The 24,562-nt window shown below is 57.0% G+C and carries 24 protein-coding genes; 4 read left to right on the top strand and 20 right to left on the bottom strand.

The window, feature by feature from the left end:
* Nucleotide 1: 1 nt before the first annotated feature.
* The 15 genes from FXO12_RS18370 to mnmG form a co-directional block, all read right to left on the bottom strand.
* On the bottom strand, nucleotides 2-769 hold the full coding sequence (locus FXO12_RS18370; protein ID WP_003195822.1) for a DeoR/GlpR family DNA-binding transcription regulator: 768 nt from the start codon (nucleotides 767-769) through the stop codon (nucleotides 2-4).
* Nucleotides 770-1,007: 238 nt separating this feature from the next.
* Nucleotides 1,008-2,375 (bottom strand): bifunctional UDP-N-acetylglucosamine diphosphorylase/glucosamine-1-phosphate N-acetyltransferase GlmU, encoded by a 1,368-nt coding sequence (gene glmU / locus FXO12_RS18365; RefSeq protein WP_160049720.1) that lies wholly within the window; start codon nucleotides 2,373-2,375, stop codon nucleotides 1,008-1,010.
* A 123-nt stretch (nucleotides 2,376-2,498) separates the two neighbouring features.
* Nucleotides 2,499-2,915 (bottom strand): F0F1 ATP synthase subunit epsilon, encoded by a 417-nt coding sequence (locus tag FXO12_RS18360; RefSeq protein ID WP_003195825.1) that lies wholly within the window; start codon nucleotides 2,913-2,915, stop codon nucleotides 2,499-2,501.
* Nucleotides 2,916-2,959: 44 nt separating this feature from the next.
* Nucleotides 2,960-4,336 (bottom strand): F0F1 ATP synthase subunit beta, encoded by a 1,377-nt coding sequence (gene atpD, locus FXO12_RS18355; RefSeq protein WP_003195827.1) that lies wholly within the window; start codon nucleotides 4,334-4,336, stop codon nucleotides 2,960-2,962.
* A 27-nt stretch (nucleotides 4,337-4,363) separates the two neighbouring features.
* Nucleotides 4,364-5,224: a F0F1 ATP synthase subunit gamma gene (gene atpG, locus FXO12_RS18350; protein WP_003233565.1), complete on the bottom strand. Its 861-nt coding sequence runs from the start codon at nucleotides 5,222-5,224 to the stop codon at nucleotides 4,364-4,366.
* Between the two features lie 50 nt (nucleotides 5,225-5,274).
* Complete coding sequence (atpA, locus tag FXO12_RS18345; protein WP_003195831.1) at nucleotides 5,275-6,819, bottom strand: F0F1 ATP synthase subunit alpha; 1,545 nt, start codon at nucleotides 6,817-6,819, stop codon at nucleotides 5,275-5,277.
* A 21-nt stretch (nucleotides 6,820-6,840) separates the two neighbouring features.
* A complete protein-coding gene (locus FXO12_RS18340) occupies nucleotides 6,841-7,377 on the bottom strand; it encodes a F0F1 ATP synthase subunit delta (protein ID WP_003195833.1) in 537 nt (178 codons plus the stop codon).
* Nucleotides 7,378-7,389: 12 nt separating this feature from the next.
* Entirely contained in the window at nucleotides 7,390-7,860 is a 471-nt protein-coding gene (locus FXO12_RS18335; RefSeq protein ID WP_003195835.1) for a F0F1 ATP synthase subunit B, read from the bottom strand.
* Nucleotides 7,861-7,916: 56 nt separating this feature from the next.
* The gene (atpE, locus tag FXO12_RS18330) at nucleotides 7,917-8,174 is read right to left on the bottom strand and encodes a F0F1 ATP synthase subunit C (RefSeq protein WP_002555987.1); all 258 of its coding nucleotides are present in this window, start codon (nucleotides 8,172-8,174) and stop codon (nucleotides 7,917-7,919) included.
* A gap of 133 nt (nucleotides 8,175-8,307) precedes the next feature.
* On the bottom strand, nucleotides 8,308-9,177 hold the full coding sequence (atpB, locus tag FXO12_RS18325) for a F0F1 ATP synthase subunit A (RefSeq protein WP_003195886.1): 870 nt from the start codon (nucleotides 9,175-9,177) through the stop codon (nucleotides 8,308-8,310).
* Nucleotides 9,178-9,193: 16 nt separating this feature from the next.
* Complete coding sequence (locus FXO12_RS18320; protein WP_010565865.1) at nucleotides 9,194-9,601, bottom strand: F0F1 ATP synthase subunit I; 408 nt, start codon at nucleotides 9,599-9,601, stop codon at nucleotides 9,194-9,196.
* A gap of 148 nt (nucleotides 9,602-9,749) precedes the next feature.
* A complete protein-coding gene (locus FXO12_RS18315) occupies nucleotides 9,750-10,622 on the bottom strand; it encodes a ParB/RepB/Spo0J family partition protein (protein WP_003195890.1) in 873 nt (290 codons plus the stop codon).
* Nucleotides 10,623-10,631: 9 nt separating this feature from the next.
* Nucleotides 10,632-11,429: a ParA family protein gene (locus FXO12_RS18310; RefSeq protein ID WP_005792605.1), complete on the bottom strand. Its 798-nt coding sequence runs from the start codon at nucleotides 11,427-11,429 to the stop codon at nucleotides 10,632-10,634.
* An 18-nt stretch (nucleotides 11,430-11,447) separates the two neighbouring features.
* The gene (gene rsmG, locus FXO12_RS18305; protein ID WP_160049719.1) at nucleotides 11,448-12,092 is read right to left on the bottom strand and encodes a 16S rRNA (guanine(527)-N(7))-methyltransferase RsmG; all 645 of its coding nucleotides are present in this window, start codon (nucleotides 12,090-12,092) and stop codon (nucleotides 11,448-11,450) included.
* The gene (gene mnmG, locus FXO12_RS18300) at nucleotides 12,089-13,981 is read right to left on the bottom strand and encodes a tRNA uridine-5-carboxymethylaminomethyl(34) synthesis enzyme MnmG (RefSeq protein WP_014720591.1); all 1,893 of its coding nucleotides are present in this window, start codon (nucleotides 13,979-13,981) and stop codon (nucleotides 12,089-12,091) included. Before mnmG ends, rsmG begins: the two co-directional genes overlap by 4 nt.
* A gap of 541 nt (nucleotides 13,982-14,522) precedes the next feature.
* On the opposite strand from mnmG, the gene FXO12_RS18295 reads away from it, so the two are divergent.
* The 3 genes from FXO12_RS18295 (at nucleotide 14,523) to FXO12_RS18285 (ending at nucleotide 18,499) form a co-directional block, all read left to right on the top strand.
* On the top strand, nucleotides 14,523-15,029 hold the full coding sequence (locus FXO12_RS18295) for a sigma-70 family RNA polymerase sigma factor (RefSeq protein ID WP_057975203.1): 507 nt from the start codon (nucleotides 14,523-14,525) through the stop codon (nucleotides 15,027-15,029).
* Entirely contained in the window at nucleotides 15,029-15,973 is a 945-nt protein-coding gene (locus FXO12_RS18290) for a FecR domain-containing protein (RefSeq protein ID WP_057975202.1), read from the top strand. The genes FXO12_RS18295 and FXO12_RS18290 overlap by 1 nt, the downstream gene beginning before the upstream one ends.
* A gap of 135 nt (nucleotides 15,974-16,108) precedes the next feature.
* A complete protein-coding gene (locus FXO12_RS18285; RefSeq protein ID WP_372241953.1) occupies nucleotides 16,109-18,499 on the top strand; it encodes a TonB-dependent siderophore receptor in 2,391 nt (796 codons plus the stop codon).
* 18 nt (nucleotides 18,500-18,517) lie between these two features.
* Here FXO12_RS18285 and mnmE read toward each other — a convergent pair whose 3' ends face one another.
* The 5 genes from mnmE to rpmH all read right to left on the bottom strand — a co-directional run bounded on the left by mnmE (nucleotide 18,518) and on the right by rpmH (nucleotide 22,447).
* The gene (mnmE, locus tag FXO12_RS18280; RefSeq protein WP_054917006.1) at nucleotides 18,518-19,888 is read right to left on the bottom strand and encodes a tRNA uridine-5-carboxymethylaminomethyl(34) synthesis GTPase MnmE; all 1,371 of its coding nucleotides are present in this window, start codon (nucleotides 19,886-19,888) and stop codon (nucleotides 18,518-18,520) included.
* A gap of 80 nt (nucleotides 19,889-19,968) precedes the next feature.
* Nucleotides 19,969-21,651 (bottom strand): membrane protein insertase YidC, encoded by a 1,683-nt coding sequence (gene yidC, locus FXO12_RS18275; protein ID WP_054898311.1) that lies wholly within the window; start codon nucleotides 21,649-21,651, stop codon nucleotides 19,969-19,971.
* 2 nt (nucleotides 21,652-21,653) lie between these two features.
* Entirely contained in the window at nucleotides 21,654-21,899 is a 246-nt protein-coding gene (yidD, locus tag FXO12_RS18270) for a membrane protein insertion efficiency factor YidD (RefSeq protein WP_019816912.1), read from the bottom strand.
* Nucleotides 21,892-22,299, bottom strand: coding sequence for a ribonuclease P protein component (gene rnpA, locus FXO12_RS18265; RefSeq protein WP_020302575.1), 408 nt, complete (start codon nucleotides 22,297-22,299; stop codon nucleotides 21,892-21,894). Before rnpA ends, yidD begins: the two co-directional genes overlap by 8 nt.
* A gap of 13 nt (nucleotides 22,300-22,312) precedes the next feature.
* Nucleotides 22,313-22,447, bottom strand: a complete 135-nt coding sequence (rpmH, locus tag FXO12_RS18260) for a 50S ribosomal protein L34 (protein ID WP_003213577.1) — start codon at nucleotides 22,445-22,447, stop codon at nucleotides 22,313-22,315.
* A gap of 585 nt (nucleotides 22,448-23,032) precedes the next feature.
* On the opposite strand from rpmH, the gene dnaA reads away from it, so the two are divergent.
* Nucleotides 23,033-24,550, top strand: a complete 1,518-nt coding sequence (gene dnaA, locus FXO12_RS18255; protein WP_003187249.1) for a chromosomal replication initiator protein DnaA — start codon at nucleotides 23,033-23,035, stop codon at nucleotides 24,548-24,550.
* Nucleotides 24,551-24,562 lie beyond the last annotated feature (12 nt).

The following is a 24,562-nucleotide window of genomic DNA, read 5'->3' as shown; positions in this document are numbered from 1 at the left end:
CCTAGATGATTGCCGCGCATATCAGCGTAATGCCGCGGGCTTGGATCTGGTCGCGGGCCTCGAGCGGCAGGCGATCATCGGTAATAAGGGTATGGACGCTGCTCCAGGGCAGTTCCAGGTTGGGAATCTTGCGGCCGATCTTGTCGGATTCGACCATCACCACCACTTCACGGGCGACCTCGGCCATCACACGGCTCAAGCCCAGCAGTTCGTTGAAGGTAGTGGTACCGCGCTGCAGGTCGATGCCATCGGCACCGATGAACAGCTGGTCAAAGTCATAGGAACGCAGCACCTGCTCAGCGACCTGGCCCTGGAACGAATCCGAATGTGGGTCCCAGGTACCCCCGGTCATCAACAGCACCGGCTCGTGTTCCAATTCGCTCAAGGCGCGGGCCACGTTCAGGGAGTTGGTCATCACCACCAGGCCCGGCTGATGGCCCAGTTCGGGGATCATCGCGGCGGTAGTGCTGCCGCTGTCGATGATGATGCGCGCATGTTCACGCAAACGCTTCACGGCCGCACGGGCGATGGCGCGCTTGTAGGCCGAGATGGGCTGGGCAGCGTCGCCCACCAGCTCTTGGGGCATAGTGATTGCACCGCCGTAGCGACGCAGGAGCAAGCCGTTACTTTCGAGGGCAGCAAGGTCCTTGCGGATGGTCACTTCCGAAGTTTCGAAATGTTTGGCCAACTCGTCCACGCTGACTTCGCCCTGCTCGTTGAGCAAGGTGAGGATATTGTGGCGTCGCTGGGGGGTGTTTCGTTTCGACATGGTAGTGATAAGTTTCGTTTCGAAAGATAGCGAAGGCAATCAAAACCTATTGGGGAAAGATCGTCAAGAGGCGGAAGGCATTTTTGTAGAGCTTTCGGACATGCCACTAAACAACTGTGGGAGCTGGCTTGCCTGCGATAGCTGCGTGTCAGGCGACATCATGATGAATGTCAGACCGCTATCGCAGGCAAGCCAGCTTCCACAGGAGTGAGTCTCAACCTATCGAGTTGTGGATAACTCAGCTCTTTTTGATCTTGACCGGGCGTTTCCAGCCGTCGATGTTGCGTTGGCGGGCGCGGGCAACGGCCAGTTGGGACTTATCCACATCCTGGTTGATGGTCGAGCCCGCTGCGGTGTTGGAACCATCACCGATGGTCACGGGAGCAACCAGCGAGTTATTGGACCCGATGAACACGTCTTCACCAATGGTGGTCTGGTACTTGTTGGCACCGTCATAGTTGCAGGTGATGGTGCCAGCGCCGATGTTGGTGCGTGCGCCGATGACGGCATCGCCCAGATAAGTCAGGTGGCCGACTTTGGCGCCTTCGCCGAGGTGAGCGTTTTTCAGTTCGACAAAGTTACCCACATGCGCCTTGGCCCCCAACTCGCTACCCGGACGCAAGCGCGCAAACGGCCCGGCATCGCTGCCCTCACCCATCACGGCACCGTCGATATGGCTGTTGGCCTTGACCACCACGCCTTTGCGCAAGGTGCTGTCCTTGATCACGCAGTTCGGACCGATGACCACACCGTCTTCAATGATCACGCGGCCTTCGAGGATCACATTGATATCGATCAGGACGTCGCGGCCCACCGTGACTTCGCCACGTACATCGAAACGCGCCGGGTCTCGCAGGGTCACGCCCTGGGTCATCAGGCGCAGGCCTTCGCGCAGTTGATAGTGACGTTCCAGCTCTGCCAGTTGTTTGCGGTCGTTGGCGCCCTGCACTTCCATCGGATGATGGGGCTGCTCGGTGGCGACCAGCAGGCCATCGCTGACGGCCATCTCGATGACGTCGGTGAGGTAGTATTCGCCCTGAGCGTTGTTGTTGGACAGGCGGCTCATCCAGTCGGCGAGCTTGTTGGCAGACACGGCGAGAATGCCGGTATTGCCTTCAGTAATCGCGCGCTGGGCTTCGCTGGCATCCTTGTGTTCAACGATGGCAGCCACCTTGCCGTCGGCGTTGCGCACAATGCGGCCGTAGCCCGTAGGGTCATCCAGCTCAACGGTCAGCAGGCCCATCTGGCCAGGCACCACGTGCTTCAGCAGACGTCGCAAGGTTTCCACTTCAATCAGCGGTACATCGCCGTAGAGGATCAATACCGTGTCCGCGGTGATGAAAGGCACAGCCTGCGCGGTCGCGTGGCCGGTGCCCAGTTGCTTGTCTTGCAATACGAAATTCAGATCGTCCGCAGCCAGACGCTCACGGACCACGTCGGCACCGTGGCCAATCACCACATGAATACGTTGTGGGTCCAACTGGCGGGCACTGTGGATAACATGGCCCAGCATGGAGTTGCCGGCAACCGGATGCAGTACCTTGGGCAGGGCTGAACGCATGCGGGTGCCCTGGCCTGCGGCGAGAATGACGATTTCAAGAGACATGAATGGCTACCAATCCTGGGCGGTCCGGGTTCAGACCAAAGAAGTGTTTTGCAAAAAAAGAAAAAGGGTAGCCGAGGCTACCCTTTTTAATCAATCACGCATGAAACAAAACGGCGACGCCGCTTACTTCTTGCGGATCTGCTGGAGAGTACGCAGCTGGGCTGCGGCCTCGGCCAGACGGACTGCAGCAGCGCTGTAGTCGAAGTCTGCGCCTTTTTCGTTCAGCGCCTTCTCGGCAGCCTTGACGGCTTCCTGAGCGGAGGCTTCATCCAGGTCGCCAGCACGTTGCACGGTGTCGGCAAGTACCTTGACCATGTTCGGCTGAACCTCGAGGAAACCACCGGAGATGTAAAACACCTCACGTTCCCCGCCTTGCTTGGTCAGAGTGATCGGACCTGGCTTCAAGCTTGTGATCAGCGGGGCGTGACCCATGGCGATACCAAGATCACCCAGGTCACCGTGCGCTGTTACAAACTCGACCAGACCGGAGAAAATTTCTCCTTCCGCGCTGACGATATCGCAATGGACTGTCATAGCCATCTGATTGCCTCAACCTGATGAGCGCCCGTTTCCGGGCGCCAGGATTACAGTTTCTTGGCTTTCTCGATCGCTTCTTCGATGCCGCCGACCATGTAGAACGCTTGTTCTGGCAGGTGGTCGTAGTCACCGTTGAGGATGCCTTTGAAGCCAGCAATGGTGTCTTTCAGGGAAACGTATTTACCCGAGGCACCGGTGAAGACTTCAGCCACGAAGAACGGCTGCGACAAGAAACGCTGGATCTTACGAGCACGGTTTACCAACTGCTTGTCGGCTTCCGACAGCTCGTCCATACCCAGGATCGCAATGATGTCCTTCAGTTCTTTGTAACGCTGCAGCACGTACTGAACACCGCGAGCGGTGTCGTAGTGCTCCTGGCCGATCACGTTCGGGTCCAGCTGGCGCGAAGTCGAGTCGAGTGGATCGACCGCTGGGTAGATACCCAGGGAAGCGATGTCACGGGACAGAACAACGGTGGCGTCCAAGTGGGCGAAGGTGGTGGCTGGCGACGGGTCGGTCAAGTCATCCGCAGGTACGTATACCGCTTGGATCGAGGTGATCGAACCTTCCTTGGTCGAAGTGATACGCTCTTGCAGAACGCCCATCTCTTCAGCCAGGGTCGGCTGGTAACCTACTGCCGAAGGCATACGGCCCAGCAGTGCGGATACTTCAGTACCGGCCAGGGTGTAACGGTAGATGTTGTCGACGAACAGCAGAACGTCGTTACCTTCGTCACGGAACTTCTCGGCCATGGTCAGGCCAGTCAGGGCTACGCGCAGACGGTTTCCCGGCGGCTCGTTCATCTGACCGTAAACCAGTGCCACTTTGTCCAGAACGTTGGAGTCCTTCATCTCGTGGTAGAAGTCGTTACCCTCACGAGTACGCTCACCAACACCTGCGAACACGGAATAACCGCTGTGCTCGATGGCGATGTTACGGATCAGTTCCATCATGTTTACGGTCTTGCCTACACCGGCACCACCGAACAGACCGACTTTACCGCCTTTGGCGAACGGGCAAACCAGGTCGATAACCTTGATGCCGGTTTCCAGCAGGTCGTTGCCGCCCGCTTGTTCTGCGAACGAAGGTGCTGCGCGGTGAATGCCCCAGCGCTCTTCGGTGGCAATCGGGCCAGCTTCGTCGATCGGGTTGCCCAGTACGTCCATGATCCGGCCCAGAGTCGCTTTACCGACCGGTACGGAGATGGCAGCGCCAGTGTCGACAACGTCCAGACCGCGCTTCAAGCCTTCGGTGGAACCCATCGCAATGGTACGAACTACGCCGTCGCCCAGCTGCTGCTGAACTTCCAGGGTAGTTTCCGCGCCTTGTACTTTCAGCGCGTTATAGATGCTCGGTACGCTGTCGCGTGGAAATTCCACGTCGATAACGGCGCCGATGATTTGAACGATACGTCCGCTACTCATAGCTGGATCCTCTGAATATTTGAACCGTTAAACCGCGGCAGCGCCGCCGACGATTTCCGAGATCTCTTGGGTGATCGCAGCCTGACGCGCCTTGTTGTAGATCAGCTGCAAATCGCTGATCAGATCACCGGCGTTATCGGTAGCGTTTTTCATCGCGATCATCCGCGCCGCTTGTTCAGCTGCGTTGTTCTCGACCACCGCCTGGTACACCTGCGACTCCACGTAGCGCACCATCAAGCCGTCAAGCAGCTCTTTGGCGTCTGGTTCGTAGAGGTAGTCCCAGTGGTGCTTGAGTTCCTGATCCGGAGTCGCCACCAGTGGAATCAATTGCTCCACGGTTGGCTGCTGGGTCATGGTGTTGATGAACTTGTTGGATACCACGGAGAGGCGGTCAATACGGCCTTCCAGGTACGCATCCAGCATCACCTTCACACTGCCGATCAAATCATTGATCGACGGCTCTTCACCCAGGTGGCTGATAGCTGCAACGACGTTACCGCCGAAGTTGCGGAAAAAGGCCGCACCCTTGCTACCAACAACACACAGATCAATCTCGACGCCGTTTTCGCGGTTTACCGCCATGTCCTTGACCAGGGCCTTGAACAGGTTGGTATTCAGACCACCACACAAACCACGGTCACTGCTCACTACCACATAACCCACACGCTTGACGGCGCGGTCGATCATGAACGGGTGGCGGTATTCCGGGTTGGCGTTGGCCAGATGCCCAATTACCTGGCGGATACGCTCCGCATAAGGACGGCTAGCAGCCATGCGCATTTGTGCCTTGCGCATTTTGCTGACCGCCACTTTTTCCATGGCGCTGGTAATTTTTTGCGTGCTTTTGATGCTCGCAATCTTACTGCGAATCTCTTTTGCGCCTGCCATGTAACACCTATCAGGTTAGCAAGCGGGAGCCTTGCGGCTCCCGCTGCGGCTTACCAGGTTTGGGTGGCCTTGAACTTCTCGATACCGGCTTTCATGCCAGCGTCGATATCGTCATTGAAGTCACCCTTCACGTTGATCTTCGCCATCAATTCGGCGTGATCGCGGTTGAAGTAAGCAATCAGCGCTTGTTCAAAGCTGCCGACCTTGGCGATTTCAACGTCGGTCAGGAACCCACGCTCAGCGGCATACAGCGACAACGCCATGTCAGCGATCGACATTGGGGCGTATTGCTTCTGCTTCATCAGCTCGGTAACGCGCTGACCATGCTCAAGTTGCTTACGGGTCGCTTCGTCCAGGTCAGAAGCGAACTGGGCGAATGCCGCCAGTTCACGATACTGAGCCAGAGCGGTACGGATACCACCGGAGAGCTTCTTGATGATCTTGGTCTGAGCGGCACCACCCACACGGGATACCGAAACACCGGCGTTCACTGCAGGGCGGATGCCCGAGTTGAACATGGCCGATTCCAGGAAGATCTGACCGTCGGTGATGGAAATCACGTTGGTCGGAACGAACGCGGAAACGTCGCCAGCCTGGGTTTCGATGATCGGCAGTGCGGTCAGGGAACCGGTTTTGCCGGTCACTGCGCCGTTGGTGAACTTCTCTACGTACTCTTCGGAAACGCGGGATGCGCGCTCCAGCAGACGGGAGTGGAGATAGAACACGTCGCCTGGGTAAGCTTCACGGCCTGGTGGACGGCGCAGCAGCAGGGAAATCTGGCGATAAGCCACTGCTTGCTTGGACAGATCGTCATAAACGATCAGCGCGTCTTCACCGCGGTCGCGGAAGAATTCACCCATGGTGCAGCCGGAGTACGGTGCCAGGAATTGCAGCGCAGGAGATTCCGAAGCACTGGCAGCCACGATGATCGTGTTGGCCAGGGCGCCGTTTTCTTCCAGCTTGCGAACTACGTTGGCGATGGTCGATTGCTTCTGACCGATGGCTACGTAGACGCAGAAAATGCCGCTGTCTTTCTGGTTGATGATCGCGTCGATCGCCAGAGCGGTTTTACCGATCTGACGGTCACCGATGATCAGCTCACGCTGGCCACGGCCGACTGGGATCATGGCATCGACAGCCTTGTAGCCAGTCTGTACAGGCTGGTCTACCGACTTACGCCAGATCACGCCTGGAGCAACTTTCTCGACCGCGTCGGTCTCGGTGTTGCCCAGTGGACCTTTACCGTCAACAGGGTTACCCAGTGCGTCGACTACGCGACCCAGCAGTTCCTTACCAACCGGAACTTCCAGGATGCGGCCTGTGCACTTGGCGCTCATGCCTTCAGCCAGACTGGTGTACGCGCCCAATACAACGGCACCTACGGAGTCTTGCTCCAGGTTGAGGGCCATACCGTAGACGCCGCCCGGAAACTCGATCATCTCGCCGTACATTACGTCGGCCAGACCGTGAATCCGCACGATGCCGTCAGATACGCTGACGACAGTGCCTTCGTTACGGGCTTGGGAGGTCACATCGAGCTTGTCGATGCGGCCCTTGATAATTTCACTTATTTCGGAAGGATTGAGTTGCTGCATTGCTCTGCTGCCCCTTCAAACTCAAGATTTCAATGCTTCGGCAAGTTTCGCGATTTTGCCGCGAATCGAGCCATCGATAACCAGGTCGCCGGCACGGATAACAACACCACCAATAAGCGATGCGTCCTCCGAAGCTTGCAGGCGCACTTCCCGATTGAGTCGTGCACTGAGAACCTTGGCGAGTTTGTCTTGCTGTTCTTGGTTCAATGCGAAAGCACTGGTCACTTCAACGTCTACCGATTTCTCTGCTTCGGCCTTGTACAGGTCGAACAGAGCGGCGATCTCCGGCAATAGCGGGAGACGGTCGTTTTCGGCAATGACGTGGATGAAGTTCTGCACCTTCACATCAAACTTGTCGCCGCACACTTCAATAAAAGTGGCGGCCTTGTCTGCGCTCGTCAGGCGCGGGGCCTTGAGCACGCGCTGCATAGTGTCGTCTTGCGACACTGCTGCAGCCAGGCCGAGCATGGCTGACCAAGAGGCCAGCTGCTGGTGGGCCTGGGCGTGCTCGAAGGCTGCCTTAGCGTAAGGTCGGGCCAACGTGGTCAGTTCTGCCATGATCGCCCTCGCTTAAATTTCAGCAGCCAGTTTGTTAACCAGCTCCGCGTGCGCGTTTTGATCGATTGTGGCACCGAGGATCTTCTCAGCACCGCCAACGGCCAGAGCACCCAGTTGGGCACGCAGCGCGTCTTTGACACCGTTCAGTTCCTGTTCGATCTCGGCATGAGCCGAAGCCTTCACACGGTCAGCTTCGACGCGGGCTTTTTCAACAGCCTCTTCGACGATCTGGTTACCGCGTTTCTTGGCTTGCTCAATGATCTCGGCTGCCTGTGCTTTAGCTTCGCGCAGTTGCTGACCCACTTTCTCGTGGGCCAACTCCAGGTCGCGAGCTGCACGGCTGGCAGCGTCCAAACCATCCGCGATCTTCTTCTGACGTTCGTGCAAAGCCGCGATGACCGGAGGCCACACGAACTTCATGCAAAACACTACAAAAATGAAGAACGCAACGGATTGGCCAATCAGGGTTGCATTAATGTTCACGCCAACACCTCGCTCATTCGTTGTCCATCACCCCAATCACTCGAAAAGTCGAGTGATTAGCCAGCGAGTTGACCAACGAAGGGGTTCGCGAAGGTGAAGAACAGTGCGATACCAACGCCGATCATGGTCACGGCGTCGAGCAGGCCGGCGACGATGAACATTTTAACTTGCAGCATTGGGACCATTTCTGGCTGACGCGCTGCGCCTTCCAGGAATTTGCCGCCCAGCAGGCCGAAACCAATGGCAGTACCCAGGGCGCCCAGGCCGATCAACAGTGCAACAGCGATAGCGGTTAGACCAACTACAGTTTCCATCTTTCCTCCCGACTTTTACGTCGTATGGTTTAGGTTTTTTAGATTTTAAAGCGGTAAAACAAATCGTTTCATAGCCCTGTTGGGCCACCTTCCCGTTTGACCGGGAAGGACATCAGACTAGTCGAGACTGGTCTTAATGGTTCTCTTCGTGCGCCATCGACAGGTAGACGATGGTCAGCATCATGAAGATGAAGGCCTGCAGGGTAATGATCAGGATGTGGAACACAGCCCACGCCCACTGCAGAACTACGCCCAGGCCGCTAAGCCAGAGCAGACCGCTGCCGAACATCACAGCGATCAGAATGAACACCAGCTCGCCGGCATACATGTTGCCGAACAGTCGCAGAGCCAGGGAAATCGGCTTGGCGATCAGGGTGACGAATTCCAGCAGGAAGTTCACCGGGATCAGCAGGGCTTGAACGAAGATGTTCTTGCTGCCGAACGGGTGCAGGGTCAGTTCGCCGATGAAGCCGCCGATGCCCTTGACCTTGATGCTGTAGAAAATGATCAGCGCGAATACCGACAGAGCCATGCCCAGTGTGGCGTTCGGGTCAGTGGTGGATACGGCGCGGAATGGAATGTGCGGGTCGCCGGAGATCGCCATGGCCAACTGAGGAATCCAGTCCACCGGAATCAGGTCGACGGCGTTCATCAGGAACACCCAGACGAAGATGGTCAGTGCCAGCGGTGCAATCACCGGGCTACGGCCATGGAAGCTGTCTTTCACGCTGCCATCGACGAATTCGACCAATACTTCAACGAAGTTCTGCAAAGCACCTGGCTGACCGGAAGTCGCCTTCTTTGCCGCCATGCGGAAAATCAGAACGAAGATCAGGCCCAATGCGACCGACCAACCCAGAGTATCCAGGTGGAAAGCCCAGAAACCCATTTCTTTGGCTTCTGCTGCGGTGTGGGCAAAGCCCCAGCCGCCATTAGGAAGCTGACCGAAGGTCAGGTTCTGCAAGTGGTGCTGGATATAGCCCGAAGCGGTTGTTTCTGCCATGGTTGCCTCAAACGCCCTAAGGTTTCGAAAGTCTTGTTTTCATTAGCAGGGGAGCGAACCAGCTGACCAGTTGGGTCAACACGAAGACGCCGAATACAGCCAGCGGCGCCAATGGCTTCACACCTGCAAAGGTCAGTGCAAACAGCACTGCCGTCAAAATCAGTTTCCCCGCCTCGCCGGCATAAAAAGACCGGACGATAGCCTGGGCTGCTCGGGCGCCGGAAAACCGAAAGGCCCTGTGAGCAAAATACATATTGGGCAGCAAGGCTATCAGGCCTCCGCAGAGTCCTGAATACCCGGCTACGACTCCATGCCAATACCAAAGCGCCAATGCGGCGATCAGCAAAATGACAAATTGAGCCAGTAGAACCGGAAAAACAGCCAAGCGATGGAACGGCAACGTGTTTGGCGTGCGGGTTTCCATCACTCTTGCTCCTCAATGGTCGGCTGCCGGAAATCAATAACTTGGCATAATTTGTGCCGACAAAATGCGCGCAGAGTATAGGGGCGGTTCAGCCCCTATTCAACTGTCGGGTAGTGATTTCCGATCACGCGCTACATAAGCAAATGTTTCAGCGGATGTGGGCAAGGACGCCTTGAAGCTCGTCAAGGGAGTTATATCCGATGACCAATTGCCCTTTGCCCTTCTTGCCGTGACGAATTTGCACCGCAGAGCCCAGGCGCTCGGCCAGGCGCTGCTCGAGTCGCGCGATATCCGGATCAGGTTTGGCGGTTTCGACCGGTGCAGGTTTGCCGCTGAGCCACTGGCGCACCAGCGCTTCAGTCTGACGCACGGTCAGGCCTCGTGCGACAACGTGTCGCGCCCCTTCAACCTGTTGATTTTCCGGCAAACCGAGCAACGCACGGGCATGGCCCATTTCCAGGTCGCCGTGGGACAACATGGTCTTGATCACTTCCGGCAGCGCGATCAAACGCAACAAGTTGGACACGGTGACGCGGGACTTGCCCACTGCCTCGGCCACTTGTTGCTGGGTGAGCTGGAATTCCTGCTGCAAACGCTGCAACGCAATCGCTTCTTCGATCGGGTTGAGGTCTTCACGCTGGATATTCTCGATCAACGCCATGGCGATCGCGGTTTCATCCGGCACATCGCGCACCATCGCCGGGATGGTTTCCTTGCCGGCCTGCTGGCTGGCACGCCAGCGGCGCTCCCCGGCGATGATCTCAAAGCGGCCACCGCCAATGGGGCGCACCACGATGGGCTGCATCACGCCCTGGGCCTTGATCGAGTTGGACAGTTCTTCCAGGGCCTGGGGGTCCATGTCCCGACGTGGCTGGTATTTGCCCCGCTGGATCAGGTCCAGCGGCAAGTGCTGCAGCTCGCGCTCGTCGGCCTGCACCGCTTGTTCTTCAAGCGATGTGACGGTCGGACCACTCAACAGTGCATCCAGTCCACGTCCGAGACCTCGTTTCTTGACGGCCATGGGGATTCCTTAAGTTGGCTGGGCTGCAGCGGTGCGTGAATTACGGCGTTGGCGGCGAACCATCTCGCCAGCCAATGCCAGGTAGGCAATGGCACCACGCGAGGATTTGTCGTACGCCAGCGCGGGCATGCCATAGCTTGGCGCTTCGGCCAGGCGGATGTTGCGTGGAATCACGGTGTCGTACAACTGATCGCCAAAGTGTTCCTTGAGCTGCGCCGACACATCGTTCATCAGGCTCAGGCGCGGGTCATACATCGTACGCAGCAGGCCTTCGACTTTCAGGTTCGGGTTGAGCAACTCGGCAATTCGCTTGATGTTATCCACAAGGTCGCTCAAGCCTTCGAGAGCGAAGTACTCGCACTGCATGGGGATAATTACCCCATCGGCGGCAACCAGCGCGTTAAGCGTGAGCATCGACAGCGACGGTGGACAGTCGATCAAAATGTAATCGTAGTTTTCGCGAATGGGCGCCAGGGCGCTGCGCAGACGGCTTTCTTTCATCTGCATTTCCAGCAGCACCACTTCCGCCGCGGTCAGATCGCGGTTGGCCGGCAGCAGTTGGTAACCGCCGTGCTCGGAATAGTGCATGGCCTGGGCCAGGTCGCATTCGCCAATCAGCAAATCGTAGACCGAGTTTTCCAGGCCGTGTTTATCCACACCGCTACCCATGGTGGCGTTGCCCTGTGGATCGAGATCGATCAACAGCACCCGACGCTTGGTCGCGACCAGGGATGCTGCGAGGTTGATACAGGTGGTGGTTTTACCCACGCCACCTTTCTGGTTCGCTATCGCGAATACCTTAGCCATTCTTGCTTGTGTTCCCAATCATGCCGTGCGGCGCAGTATCAGCAGATGGCGTTGGCCTTGGCAACCAGGTACGGTCAAGGCGTGTTCGCTATCGAGGTGGAAGTCTGCCGGCAATGCTAACAGCTCGTCGCTTGGATGAACGCCCTTCATTGCCAACCAGCGGGTATCACGGTCGCCCAGGTGGCGTGTCCAGTTGCTGAAGTTCTCCATGCTGCTGAACGCCCGAGACACGATCCCGTTGAAAGGCAGTTCAGGCGTGAATGCTTCGACACGACTGTGGATAACTTGCAGGTTATCCAGCTTGAGTTCGAGTTTGACCTGGGTCAGGAAGCGGGTTTTCTTGCCGTTGCTGTCCAGGCAGGTCACGTGGGACTCGGGAAACAGGATCGCCAACGGGATGCCAGGCATGCCGCCGCCGCTGCCCACATCGAGCCAACGGCCATTTTCGATAAACGGCATCACGCTGAGGCTGTCGAGCAAATGCCGCGACACCATCTCGTCTGCGTCACGCACTGCTGTCAGGTTGTAAGCCTTGTTCCATTTGATCAACAGGGCCAGGTAGCCCAGCAGTAGCTCATGCTGGGCTTCGGTCAGGGCTACGCCCAACTGACGCGCTCCTGTGGATAACTCTTCGGCGTGTTGCGAGGTGACCAACGAACTCAAGCGCTTTGCTCCAACTGACGGCCCGCGCCGCGTTTTTTCAAATGAATCATCAACAGCGAGATGGCTGCCGGAGTGACGCCAGGGATACGTGAAGCCTGCCCGAGGGTTTCCGGCCGAGTTATCCCCAACTTGCTTTGAATTTCTTTCGATAGCCCGGAAATTCCGGTGTAGTCGATATCCACAGGAAGTTTGGTGTCTTCACTGGCGCGCAGCCGAGCGATCTCGTCCTGCTGGCGATCAATGTAGCCTGCGTATTTGGTCTTGATTTCAACCTGTTCGGCAACCTGTGGGTCTTCTGCGCCCTGGCCAGTCACTTCGACCAGACCAGCGTAGTCGATTTCCGGGCGGGAAAGCAGGTTGAGCAAGTTGTATTCATGGGTCAACGGCGTGCCGAATTTTTCTGCAATGGCGTCGCCTTGCTCCGTGCCCGGGCGAACCCAGGTACTTTTCAGACGCTGTTCTTCGAGCGCAATGCTTTCGCGTTTTTTGCAGAAGGCCGCCCAGCGGGCGTCATCGACCAGGCCCAGCTCGCGACCTTTTTCGGTCAAGCGCAGGTCGGCGTTGTCTTCGCGCAGGATCAGACGGTATTCCGCCCGAGATGTGAACATCCGGTACGGTTCCTGGGTACCCAGGGTAATCAGGTCGTCGACCAATACGCCGATGTAGGCTTCATCGCGACGCGGGCACCAGCTGTCTTTGCCTTGTGCACGCAATGCTGCGTTGGTCCCGGCCAGCAAACCTTGGGCCCCGGCTTCTTCATAACCGGTAGTGCCGTTGATTTGGCCGGCGAAGAACAGGCCGCCGATCACTTTGGTTTCCAGGCTGTATTTCAGGTCGCGCGGGTCGAAGTAGTCGTACTCGATGGCGTAGCCCGGACGCACGATGTGCGCGTTTTCCATACCGCGAATCGACTGCACGATCTGGATTTGCACATCGAACGGCAGCGAAGTGGAAATTCCGTTGGGGTACAGCTCGTGGGTGGTCAAGCCTTCGGGTTCGATAAAGACCTGGTGGCTTTCCTTGTCGGCAAAGCGGTGGATCTTGTCTTCGATCGACGGGCAATAGCGCGGGCCAATGCCTTCGATCACCCCGGAATACATCGGCGAACGATCAAGGTTCGCAGCAATGATTTCGTGGGTTCGGGCGTTGGTGTGGGTAATCCAGCAGCTGACCTGTTTCGGGTGCTGTTCTTTGGAACCCATGAACGACATGACCGGGATCGGCGTGTCGCCGGCTTGCTCGGTCATCATCGAGAAATCCACAGAACGCCCATCAATGCGTGGCGGGGTTCCGGTTTTCAAACGGCCGACGCGCAGCGGTAGTTCACGCAGACGTTTTGCCAAGGCAATCGACGGCGGGTCACCGGCACGACCACCGGAATAATTTTGCATACCGATGTGGATAAGTCCGCCGAGGAACGTGCCCGTGGTCAGTACGACCGAATCTGCATGAAAACGCAGACCCATTTGCGTAACGACACCGCGTACCTGGTCCTGCTCGACGATCAAGTCATCGGCGGCCTGCTGAAATATCCACAGGTTCGGCTGGTTTTCCAGGGTTTCGCGTACCGCTGCCTTGTACAGGATGCGGTCGGCCTGAGCCCGGGTAGCACGTACGGCCGGGCCTTTGCGGCTGTTGAGCACGCGAAATTGAATACCACCCTTGTCGGTGGCCATCGCCATTACCCCGCCAAGGGCATCGATTTCCTTGACCAGATGGCTTTTGCCAATCCCGCCAATTGCGGGGTTGCAACTCATGGCACCGAGGGTTTCCACGTTATGCGTCAGCAACAGGGTTTTTACGCCCATGCGTGCTGACGCCAGTGCTGCCTCGGTACCGGCATGACCGCCGCCGATGACGATCACTTCAAAACGGGAAGGGAAATCCACCACGCACCTCGTGCCTGCTTATGTAGGTAATCAGGAATTGTTTGTTGAAAGGGTTCTACAGCTTTGGCGGCAAGTATAGGGACTTCGCCCTTCCTAAAGAACCCTTTGCACAAAATTTAACCAGCTGTGGATGAATCACAGACAATAGAAATTAAAAGAGAGAAATTTATTAAATCTTTGTTTTTATGTTTATTTATACTGAGCAACATTTCTGTGGATAGATCTCTGCAGGCCTTTATTTTCAATGTGTACAGAGATTCAAAACGTTGTGGTCATCTGCCGATGAGGCCCTTGGATAAGTGCTTTAAGCCTGTGGATTAAACGACTGGTTATCCACAGTTGGGTTTTTACTCAGGTTTCAGGCCCTGTTATCAACTGGGCACAACCGCGGTTATTCACAGGGCTTAATCCACAGAAACGGCCGATTTCGTCCACGGCAAAGCTGGGAATTAATCCCGGGTGGGACAAAAACAGATCTATTGTGGGAAAACACTGGGCCAGTTAATAATAGCGATTATCATTAACCTACCTTGTCGCGACTATGCCTTCCTCCTCACATACCGCAGCGGTCCAGCACATCTATGAACAGCACCATTCGTGGTTGCGCGGATGGCTCAAGGGAAAATTGCATAACGCCAGCGATGCAGCCGATGTGGCCCACGATACGTTCGTGCGCATGCTTGGTGGATGTCACGCAGCGCAGATCCGTGAACCACGGGACTATCTGACGACCATCGCCAGGGGTCTGGTGATTGACCGCTATCGGCGGCACGCCATCGAGCAGGCCTACAGGCAAACCCTGGCAGAGCGTCCCGAAACCACAGCTATCAGTGAAGAAGACAAGGCAATCATCATCGAAACCCTAGTGGCTGTGGATAAAGCGCTGTCTGGCCTGGGTGAGCGGGCACGGCGAATTTTCGTGCTCGCACAGATTGAAGGGCTGACTTATCAACAGATCGCCGATCAACTGCAGGTATCGCTGACCACGGTGAAGAAACACATGATCCGCGCCCTCACCGAATGCTCCCTGATCATGGCCAGCCGGTAATGGTCAGCCCCGACCGCAAGACGTTCGAGGCCGCTGCCAGTTGGTACGTGCAATTTCAGTCGCAACCACCGACGCCCGCACAACATCAAGCCTGGCAGCAGTGGCTTAATCGTGACCCATCCCACCAGGCGGCTTGGAACCAGATGGAGCAGTTGCAGCGCAGCCTTGGAGCCCTGTCCCCTGACCTCACACGCCGCGCGTTGTCCACCACGCAACAGCGGCGCCAGGTCCTCAAGTGGATGCTGGTGCTCGGCGGCAGTGGCTATCTGGGGTGGAACGTCCAGCAACATACGTCGCTGGGCAACATATGGGCTGATTACCGCACGTCGGTGGGCCAGAGGCGACGCATCGAGCTGGCGGATGGCACGCAGATCAATCTCAATACTCATACCGCTATCGATGTGGCATTTGATGGGCGACAACGTTTGATCCGTCTGCGCGAGGGTGAAGTGCTTATCCACACCGGCACACGGGGTGGGCACTTACCGTTTTATGTCGAAACTCGCCAAGGCCGGGTCCAGGCGCTGGGCACTCGGTTTACTGTGCGCCAACTGCCGGACGCCACGCGGGTTGGTGTCTTGGAAGAACGGGTTGAGATATCCCCCGGCGACCAACCCGAACTTCGCCGCACTATTGGCGCGGGTGAGAGCGCAGAGTTTGATCGGCGCAATGTGCGCGCTGCCCAGCGATATGGCGGAGTACAGGCCGCCTGGGTCGATGGCCAACTGATCGTGCTCGATGCTCGGCTGGGAGAAGTTATCGATGAGTTGGCGCGCTATCGGCCGGGCGTATTGCACTGCGACCCAGCCTCTGCAGGCCTACGCGTTTCCGGGACCTTCCGTCTGGACTCAACCGATGCCGTCCTCACTAACCTGCAAGCGAGCCTGCCGATTCAAGTGAAATACTTTACGCGCTATTGGGTGTCGGTCACCCGAATCGGCTGATCGAAAAAATAATCCACAGAGGGTTATCTTTTTTTGACCTGGTGCGGCCCTACAGGTAATCACGACGCTACCTTCAGGGCTTACTCACCTATGCGCCTTCCCACCCCGCTCCGCAAACGACTTTCCTGCCACAGCATGACCCACGGTCTGCAGTTCATCACCGCTACCACCGGTGTGTTGTTAGCCACCGCCGTCACGGCCGCCAGCGCAACGCAATACTATGCAATTGCCGCTGGCCCGCTGGACAATGCGTTGAGCCAGTTTGCTGCCAGGGCCAATGTGATTCTGTCCTTCTCCCCCCAGCAAACCGCGCGTTTGAATACGCCGGGGCTGCAAGGTGACTATTCGGTGGACCAGGGCTTTGCGCTGCTGCTGCAGAACTCGGACCTGCAGGCGGTCGCACAAGCTCCCGGCAGCTATGTATTACAGGCGGCCCCTGCTGGCCGACTCACGTTGGCACCCACCACTGTGAGCACTTATCAACAGGGCGGCTTCAATCAAGAGATCGCCGGGGATGTAGGCTACAAGGCGCAGAACAGCCGGATCGGCACGAAGACCAGCACACCGCTGTCCGAGACTCCGCGTTCGGTGTCCGTTGTCACTGGCCAGCGTATCAAGGACCAGAAATCTCAAACCCTGACAGACGTGTTGGGCTACGTACCGGGAATCTTCGCCCCACCGTTCGCTGCGGGCGACGGCTTGGCAGGCGATCTGTTTTTCATTCGCGGTTTCAATGCCACGGATTACGGCTACGGCCTGCTGCGAGATGGCCTGCGAGTTCAAGGCAATCGATACGACACCACCAGCGAACCCTACGGCCTGGAACGGGTCGAGATTTTCCGCGGCCCGTCTTCCCTGCTCTACGGTGAAAACGCACCCGGTGGTTTGGTTAATCTGGTGAGTAAACACCCGACTGCAACCCCGCAAGGCGAGGTGCAGGTGAATTATGGTTCGAATAATCGACGCCAGTTGGGTGTGGATATCTCGGGCCCGCTCAACGACAGTGACAATATTCTGGGCCGGGTGGTGATGCTGGGGCGTAAATCCGACACACAGACCGATCACGTCCCGGACGATCGTCTATATATCGCGCCATCCCTGACCCTGAACTTCGACGACTACAACACCCTGACGCTGCTGGCCAACTACCAGAAAGACCATACCAACCTGGAACTTGGCCTACCCGCCGCCGGTACGCTGCTTACAAATCCCAACGGGAAGCTGTCCAAACACACCCTACTGGGCAATCCGGACTGGAACACATTTGAACGCGAAGCGTGGAGCACCAGCTATGAGTTCAGCCACAGCTTCAATGATGACTGGCAGTTCCGTCAGAACTCGCGCTATATGCAGTCACGCATCAACCGGCACGAAACCTGGCCTGGATCATTGAATAACGGTGGCTTCGGCACCCGGCTGAACATGAACGCCTATGACCGCTACAACAAATCGATGGTCTATTCCCTGGATAACCAGCTCGAAGGCAAGTTCCAGTTGGGCAGTGTGGAAAACACAGTGCTATTGGGCGCCAGCTATGACCGAACCTCGTTCAATCAAGACTGGGATGCGGGTTTCGCCGGCACCATCGATGTGTATAACCCGGTGTACCTGCGCGACCCGCTCACTCCCCTGGCAGTGCAAAACACTTTGCTTGAACAGCAGATGAAAGGGGTTTATGCACAGATCCAAAGCAAATACGACCATTGGCTCTTTCTGCTCGGAGGCCGCCAGGATTGGGTCGACAGCAATTACCGAGACAAGGTCAAGCCATCGAGCAATATCAACTCACAGGATCGTAAATTCACTTACCAGGGCGGGGTGATGTACCAGTTCGACAACGGCCTTACGCCGTATGTCAGCTATTCCACCGCGTTTGTCCCCGTGCAGCAGATCTCCAACGCCGGCTCGCCGTTGAAACCGATCACCAGCAGCCAATATGAAGTGGGCGTTAAGTACGAACCGATCGGCTGGGATACGGCGATGACCGTGTCGGTGTATGACCTGCGCAAGCAGGACGATACCTACCTCGATGCCACCACCAACAGCTATCGCCAAGTCGGTGAAAGTCGCGCCAAGGGCGTGGAAGTCGAGGTCAACAGCAACATCAGCTCCAACTTCAACGTGACGGCGGCCTATACCTACACTGACGCCCGGATAACCAAGGATTCGGCCACTTCGCTGGTAGAAGGCCGTCAGATGACAGGCGTGCCGCGTAACCAGGCTTCGGTGTGGGGCAAATATCGCTTTCTCGACGGCCAACTCAAGGGTTTCTCCCTGGGCGGCGGGGTGCGCTATTTCGACAGTACCTTTTCCTACACCCCGCCTACGCTCTACGGGAAGCTGGACGCAGGAAGCGTCACCTTGGTGGATGCGGCACTGGGTTATCAGATCAACCCACACTGGTCGGTGGACCTGAACGCCAAGAACCTGTTCGACAAGGAATATGTATCCGGTTGCAACGATGCGGGGCGTTGCTATTGGGGTGACAGCCGTACCTTGCTCGGTACGGTGTCTTACAACTGGTAGACGAGGTGGATAACTCGGCTATTTGCCAATGCAAAAGCTGGAGAAAATCCGCCCCAGCAAATCATCCGAGCTGAAAGCTCCGGTGATTTCACCCAGCAGCTGCTGCGCCTGACGCAAATCTTCAGCCAGCAGCTCCCCAGCCCCCGCCAAGGTCAGCTGGGCCCGCCCGTGCTCCAGGGCCGCGCTGGCATGACGCAGCGCTTCCAGGTGCCTGCGCCGCGCACTGAAGCTGCTTTCCGAGGTCTGTTCGTAGCCCATGCATGCTTTAAGGTGCTCGCGCAGCAATTCCAGACCCTCGCCGGCCGATTTCGCGCTCAAGCTGATAGTGACGTGGCCATCTTCACTGGTTTCCAGGGCGATGGCTTCACCCGTAAGGTCGGCCTTGTTACGAATCAAGGTGACTTTGGCCGGGTCTGGCCGTTGTTCAAGAAATTCCGGCCACAAGGCAAAAGGATCCACAGCTTCAGGTGCAGTGGCATCCACCACCAGCAACACACGATCGGCTTCGCTGATCGCCTTGAGCGCACGTTCCACGCCGATCTTTTCCACCTCGTCGTCGGTATCGCGCAGACCTGCGGTGTCGACCACGTGCAGCGGCATACCGTCGATGTGGATATGTTCACGCAAGATATCCCGGGTAGTGCCGGCGATCTCGGTGACGATGGCCGCCTCGCGCCCTGCCAGAGCATTGAGTAGGCTGGATTTGCCGGCATTGGGCCGGCCGGCAATCACCACCGTCATACCATCGCGCAGCAAGGCGCCCTGCCCGGCTTCGCGCAGCACTGTGGATAACTCATCGCGGACTTTATCCAGCATCGCCAATACATGGCCATCCGCCAGGAAGTCTATTTCTTCTTCCGGAAAATCAATCGCGGCTTCGACGTAGATGCGCAGGCTGATCAGTTGCTCGGTCAAGTTATGCACACGCAGGGAAAAAGCCCCCTGCAATGAACGCAATGCGTTACGTGCAGCCTGTGCAGAACTGGCTTCGATCAAATCGGCGATGGCTTCGGCCTGGGCCAGGTCGAGCTTATCGTTCAAGAATGCGCGTTCGCTGAATTCCCCTGGTCTGGCCAGGCGGCAACCCAATTGCAAGCAGCGCTGCAGCAGCATGTCCAACACCACAGGACCACCGTGCCCTTGTAGTTCAAGGACATCCTCACCGGTGAACGAGTTTGGCCCTGGAAAATAGATGGCCAGCCCCTCGTCCAATACGCTGTGGTCGGCATCCAGGAACTGGCCGTAATGGGCATAACGAGGTTTCAGCTCCCGGCCGCTGATAGCCTTGGCTGCCACGCCCGCCAATGGCCCGGAAATTCGAACGATGCCGACGCCGCCCCGACCTTGAGCGGTAGCGACAGCAGCGATGGTTTCACGAGGAGCGCTCATCAGCAGGTTTCCAGAACAAAAGTGACGGAAAGCAAAACGCCCCACTAGGGGGCGTCTTGAGTGGTTATCCACAGAGCAAATTACGCCTCGGCTTTTTTGGTAGCCGCTTCGATTTTACGTGTGATGTACCACTGTTGAGAGATCGACAACACGTTGTTGACCACCCAGTACAGTACCAAGCCAGCAGGGAACCACAGGAAGAAGAAGGTGAAGATGATTGGCATCATTTTCATTACCTTGGCCTGCATCGGATCCGGCGGGGTTGGGTTCAGACGCTGCTGGATAAACATGGTCGCGCCCATGATGATCGGCAGGATAAAGAACGGGTCTTTGATCGACAGGTCCGTTATCCACAGCATGAACGGCGCCTGGCGCATTTCCACACTTTCCAGGAGTACCCAGTACAACGAGAGGAACACCGGCATCTGCACCAGAATCGGCAAGCATCCACCCAGCGGGTTGATCTTCTCTTTCTTGTACAGCTCCATCATGGCTTGCGACATTTTCTGCCGGTCATCACCATGTTGTTCTTTCAACGCGGCCAGTTTCGGGGCCACGGCACGCATACGCGCCATCGACTTGTAGCTGGCTGCCGACAGAGGGAAGAAAAGCCCTTTGATCAGCATGGTCAGGAAGATGATCGACCAGCCCCAGTTACCCACGATGCTGTGGATATGTTGCAACAGCCAGAAGATCGGCTGGGCAATGAACCACAGGAAGCCGTAGTCCACAGTCAATTCCAGACCTGGGGACAACTCTTTCAGTACCGCCTGGCTTTTAGGGCCGGCGTACAGGGTAGCGCTGGTTTCAGCCTTGGCACCTGGAGCGACGGTCAACGCCGGGCCAGTGAAGCCAATGATGTAATTGCCCTGGCTGTCCTTGCGGGTTTGAACCAGGTTCGCGTCACCCTTGTTCGGAATCCAGGCGGTCACGAAATAGTGCTGCAGCCACGCTACCCAGCCACCTTGGACGGTTTCTTTCAGCGTGCCCTTGTCGATATCTTTCATCGACACTTTTTTGTACGGCTCGTTACTTGTCCACAGGGCGGCGCCCAGGTAAGTGGCGGTGCCGGTGGCGGTGCTGGAAGACGGATCGGAGCTGGCGTCACGCTTGAGCTGGGCAAACAGGTTGCCACTCCAGGCTTTGTCGCTGGTGTTGTCGATCAGGTAAGTGACCTTCAAATCGTACAAACCGCGGGTAAAGCTGAAACGCTTGATGTAGTTGACACCGTCGAGGCTGAATTTCAGGTCGACGTTCAACTGGTTCTGGCCGTCTGCCAGTTGATAAGTCTTTTGTTCGGTCGAATAAACCGGACGACCGGTAGCACGTGCATCCGGACCATTGGTACCAGTCAGGCCGCTTTGTGCCAGATAAGTACGTTCACCGCCGTTATCGAACAGTTGGAACGGCACATCCGGATGGTCTTGGCGACGTGGATACAGCGGCAGCTTCAGCTGTGCGATATCACCACCCTGTGGGTCGATAGCCAACTCGAGCACATCCGTTTTCACGTGGATGAGGTCTTTGTTGGTGACCACTGGCGTTTCTAACGGGGCACTTGTCTCGCCATTCGCGCTGGGTACATCGGCACTCGCGGACGCATTGTTACCCAGCGGGGTGTCCGGAATAGCCGGCGCAGCCTGATTGGTAGCAACATTCTGAGTCGGCAGGGCAGCCTGACCGTAGTCCTGGTTCCATTTAAGGACCATGACATAGGACACGATTGCCAGGGCGACGATCAGGATTGTGCGTTTAATATCCATGATTACTCGGCCATCGAAGAAGAACGGGAGGTAGGGATAGGTGGAACCGGGTCATAACCACCGGGATTCCACGGATGACAGCGACCTAAACGACGAAAGGTCAGCCAGCCACCGCGCAGAAGACCATGATTTTCTATGGCCTCTAACGCGTAGCAGGAACAACTGGGGTAGAAACGACAGTGACTGGCCATCAGAGGACTAATGGCATAGCGATAAAACTGGATCGGAACGATTGCCAGTTTACGCATCAAGGCTGTCTACCCCTACAGTTTCGGTGCTGACTGCTGGTGCTGGCTTGTGGGTACGCGCCAAACGTTTCCAGAGCTTGCCGAAATGCTGAATCAATTCGGGGTTTTCTACATCACCCAAGCCTTTGCGCGCGACGATAACAATATCCCAACCAACCAGAGTGTCCTGGTGGAGGCGAAACGATTCGCGCATCAGACGCTTGAGGCGATTGCGCTCAACGGAGAGCTTTACGCTCTTCTTGCCGATCACCAACCCGAGACGGGGGTGATCAAGATCGTTGTTACGCGCAAGGAGCAGGAGATTTTTCCCCGGAACCTTGCCGGTGGGGGAGTCAAAGACTGCCTTGAAATGCCGGGGGGTTAGCAGACGCTTTTCCCGACTGAAGTCCTGACTCACCACCAGTACCGGATTATCAAACTGCCAGACGCGCACGACCTTTGGCGCGGCGACGCGACAGGACAGCACGGCCGTTCTTGGTAGCCATGCGAGCACGGAAGCCGTGAGTACGGGCGCGTTTGATGGTGCTTGGTTGGAAAGTACGTTTCATGGCGTTGTTACCTGGTTCGTCCACAACGGGCCGGAATGGCCCCCGTTTTAAGAGACCGGCGATTCTAGAGAAAGCAAGCCTCTAGGTCAATTTCCAACCAGCTTTTCCTTTAATTAGATGTCGACGGGGTCCTGGCGCCCTTCTGCCCGTTTGGCTTCCATCCGGCAGGCGATAGATATAAAAATAAAGAAGGAAGTTATTTAAAGCTTTTCTGTAAAGCTTATAAAAGCTAGGAGCGCGATCATCTGTGGATAACTGCTTTTAGCCCTTGTTCCACGTGGTGTACAGAGAATGACAACACGGGGGAGAAGCGGTGCTCTGCCTGTGCTGCGCTATCGGATAAGCTGTGTGTGGAACGGGTAGTTATCCACAAGCCAGTTACCCACAGACTTTTGACCCCACTTGTGCAACGAGCTCAGGTGGGTTTATCCACAGAGCTTATGCACAGACCACTGGTCGCCTTTTTAGCGGTTAAAGCATTGATTTTGGGTGGCCTGTGAGCAACCTACATGTGGATAAGTGGACGGCTGGCCGCTACAATGGCGGCTGTTTTTGCCTCACCGGCTTTCAACTTAGGGGATATCCGTGTCAGTGGAACTTTGGCAGCAGTGCGTGGAGCTTTTGCGCGATGAGCTGCCTGCCCAGCAATTCAACACCTGGATCCGTCCGCTACAGGTCGAAGCCGAAGGCGACGAGTTGCGTGTCTATGCGCCCAATCGTTTTGTCCTCGACTGGGTCAACGAGAAGTACCTGGGCCGCGTTCTCGAATTGCTCGATGAACATGGCAACGGTCTGGCGCCTGCTCTCTCCTTATTAATAGGCAGCAAGCGCAGCTCGGCTCCCCGCGCCGCGCCGAATGCGCCATTGGCCGCCGCTGCGTCGCAAGCCCAGGCCGCAGTGGCGCCTGTCGCCGCAGCACCTGCACCGACATCTGCGCCGTCCAAGCCGTCTTCGCGCAAAAATGCGCCAGAGAATGAGGAGCCGTCCCGCGACAGCTTCGACCCGATGGCTGGTGCCAGCTCCCAACAGGCGCCTGTGCGCTCCGAGCAACGTACTGTGCAGGTAGAAGGCGCGCTCAAGCACACCAGTTACCTGAACCGCACCTTTACCTTCGAGAACTTTGTCGAAGGCAAGTCCAACCAACTGGCCCGAGCGGCCGCCTGGCAGGTCGCCGATAATCCCAAGCATGGTTACAACCCGCTCTTCCTTTATGGCGGCGTGGGCTTGGGTAAGACGCACTTGATGCACGCCGTCGGTAACCACCTATTAAAGAAGAACCCGAATGCCAAGGTGGTTTACCTGCATTCGGAGCGCTTCGTGGCCGACATGGTCAAGGCCTTGCAGCTCAACGCAATCAACGAGTTCAAACGTTTCTACCGCTCCGTTGATGCCCTGTTGATCGATGACATTCAGTTCTTCGCCCGCAAGGAACGTTCCCAAGAGGAGTTCTTCCACACCTTCAACGCCCTGCTCGAAGGTGGCCAGCAGGTCATCTTGACCAGTGACCGTTATCCGAAGGAAATCGAAGGCCTGGAAGAACGTCTGAAGTCGCGTTTCGGCTGGGGCCTGACGGTTGCAGTCGAGCCACCGGAGCTGGAAACCCGTGTTGCCATCCTGATGAAGAAGGCCGACCAGGCTAAAGTCGATCTGCCGCACGATGCTGCGTTCTTCATCGCCCAACGCATCCGTTCCAACGTGCGTGAGCTGGAAGGCGCGCTCAAGCGGGTCATCGCTCACTCGCACTTCATGGGCCGCGATATCACCATCGAGCTGATTCGCGAGTCCTTGAAAGACTTGTTGGCCTTGCAGGACAAGCTGGTGAGTGTGGATAACATCCAGCGCACCGTGGCCGAGTACTACAAGATCAAGATTTCCGACCTGCTGTCCAAGCGCCGTTCGCGCTCGGTCGCACGTCCACGCCAGGTTGCCATGGCCCTCTCCAAGGAGTTGACCAACCACAGCCTGCCGGAAATCGGTGATGTGTTCGGCGGACGCGACCACACCACGGTCTTGCACGCATGCCGCAAGATCAATGAACTTAAGGAATCCGACGCGGATATTCGCGAGGACTACAAGAACCTGCTGCGTACACTGACTACGTGATGACACCAGCGC

Origin of the sequence: Pseudomonas sp. J380 (assembly GCF_009827115.1) — a bacterium.
GTDB lineage: Bacteria > Pseudomonadota > Gammaproteobacteria > Pseudomonadales > Pseudomonadaceae > Aquipseudomonas > Aquipseudomonas paracarnis.
Note: the sequence above shows the minus strand (reverse complement) of the source record. Positions and strands in the feature narration are given on the sequence as shown.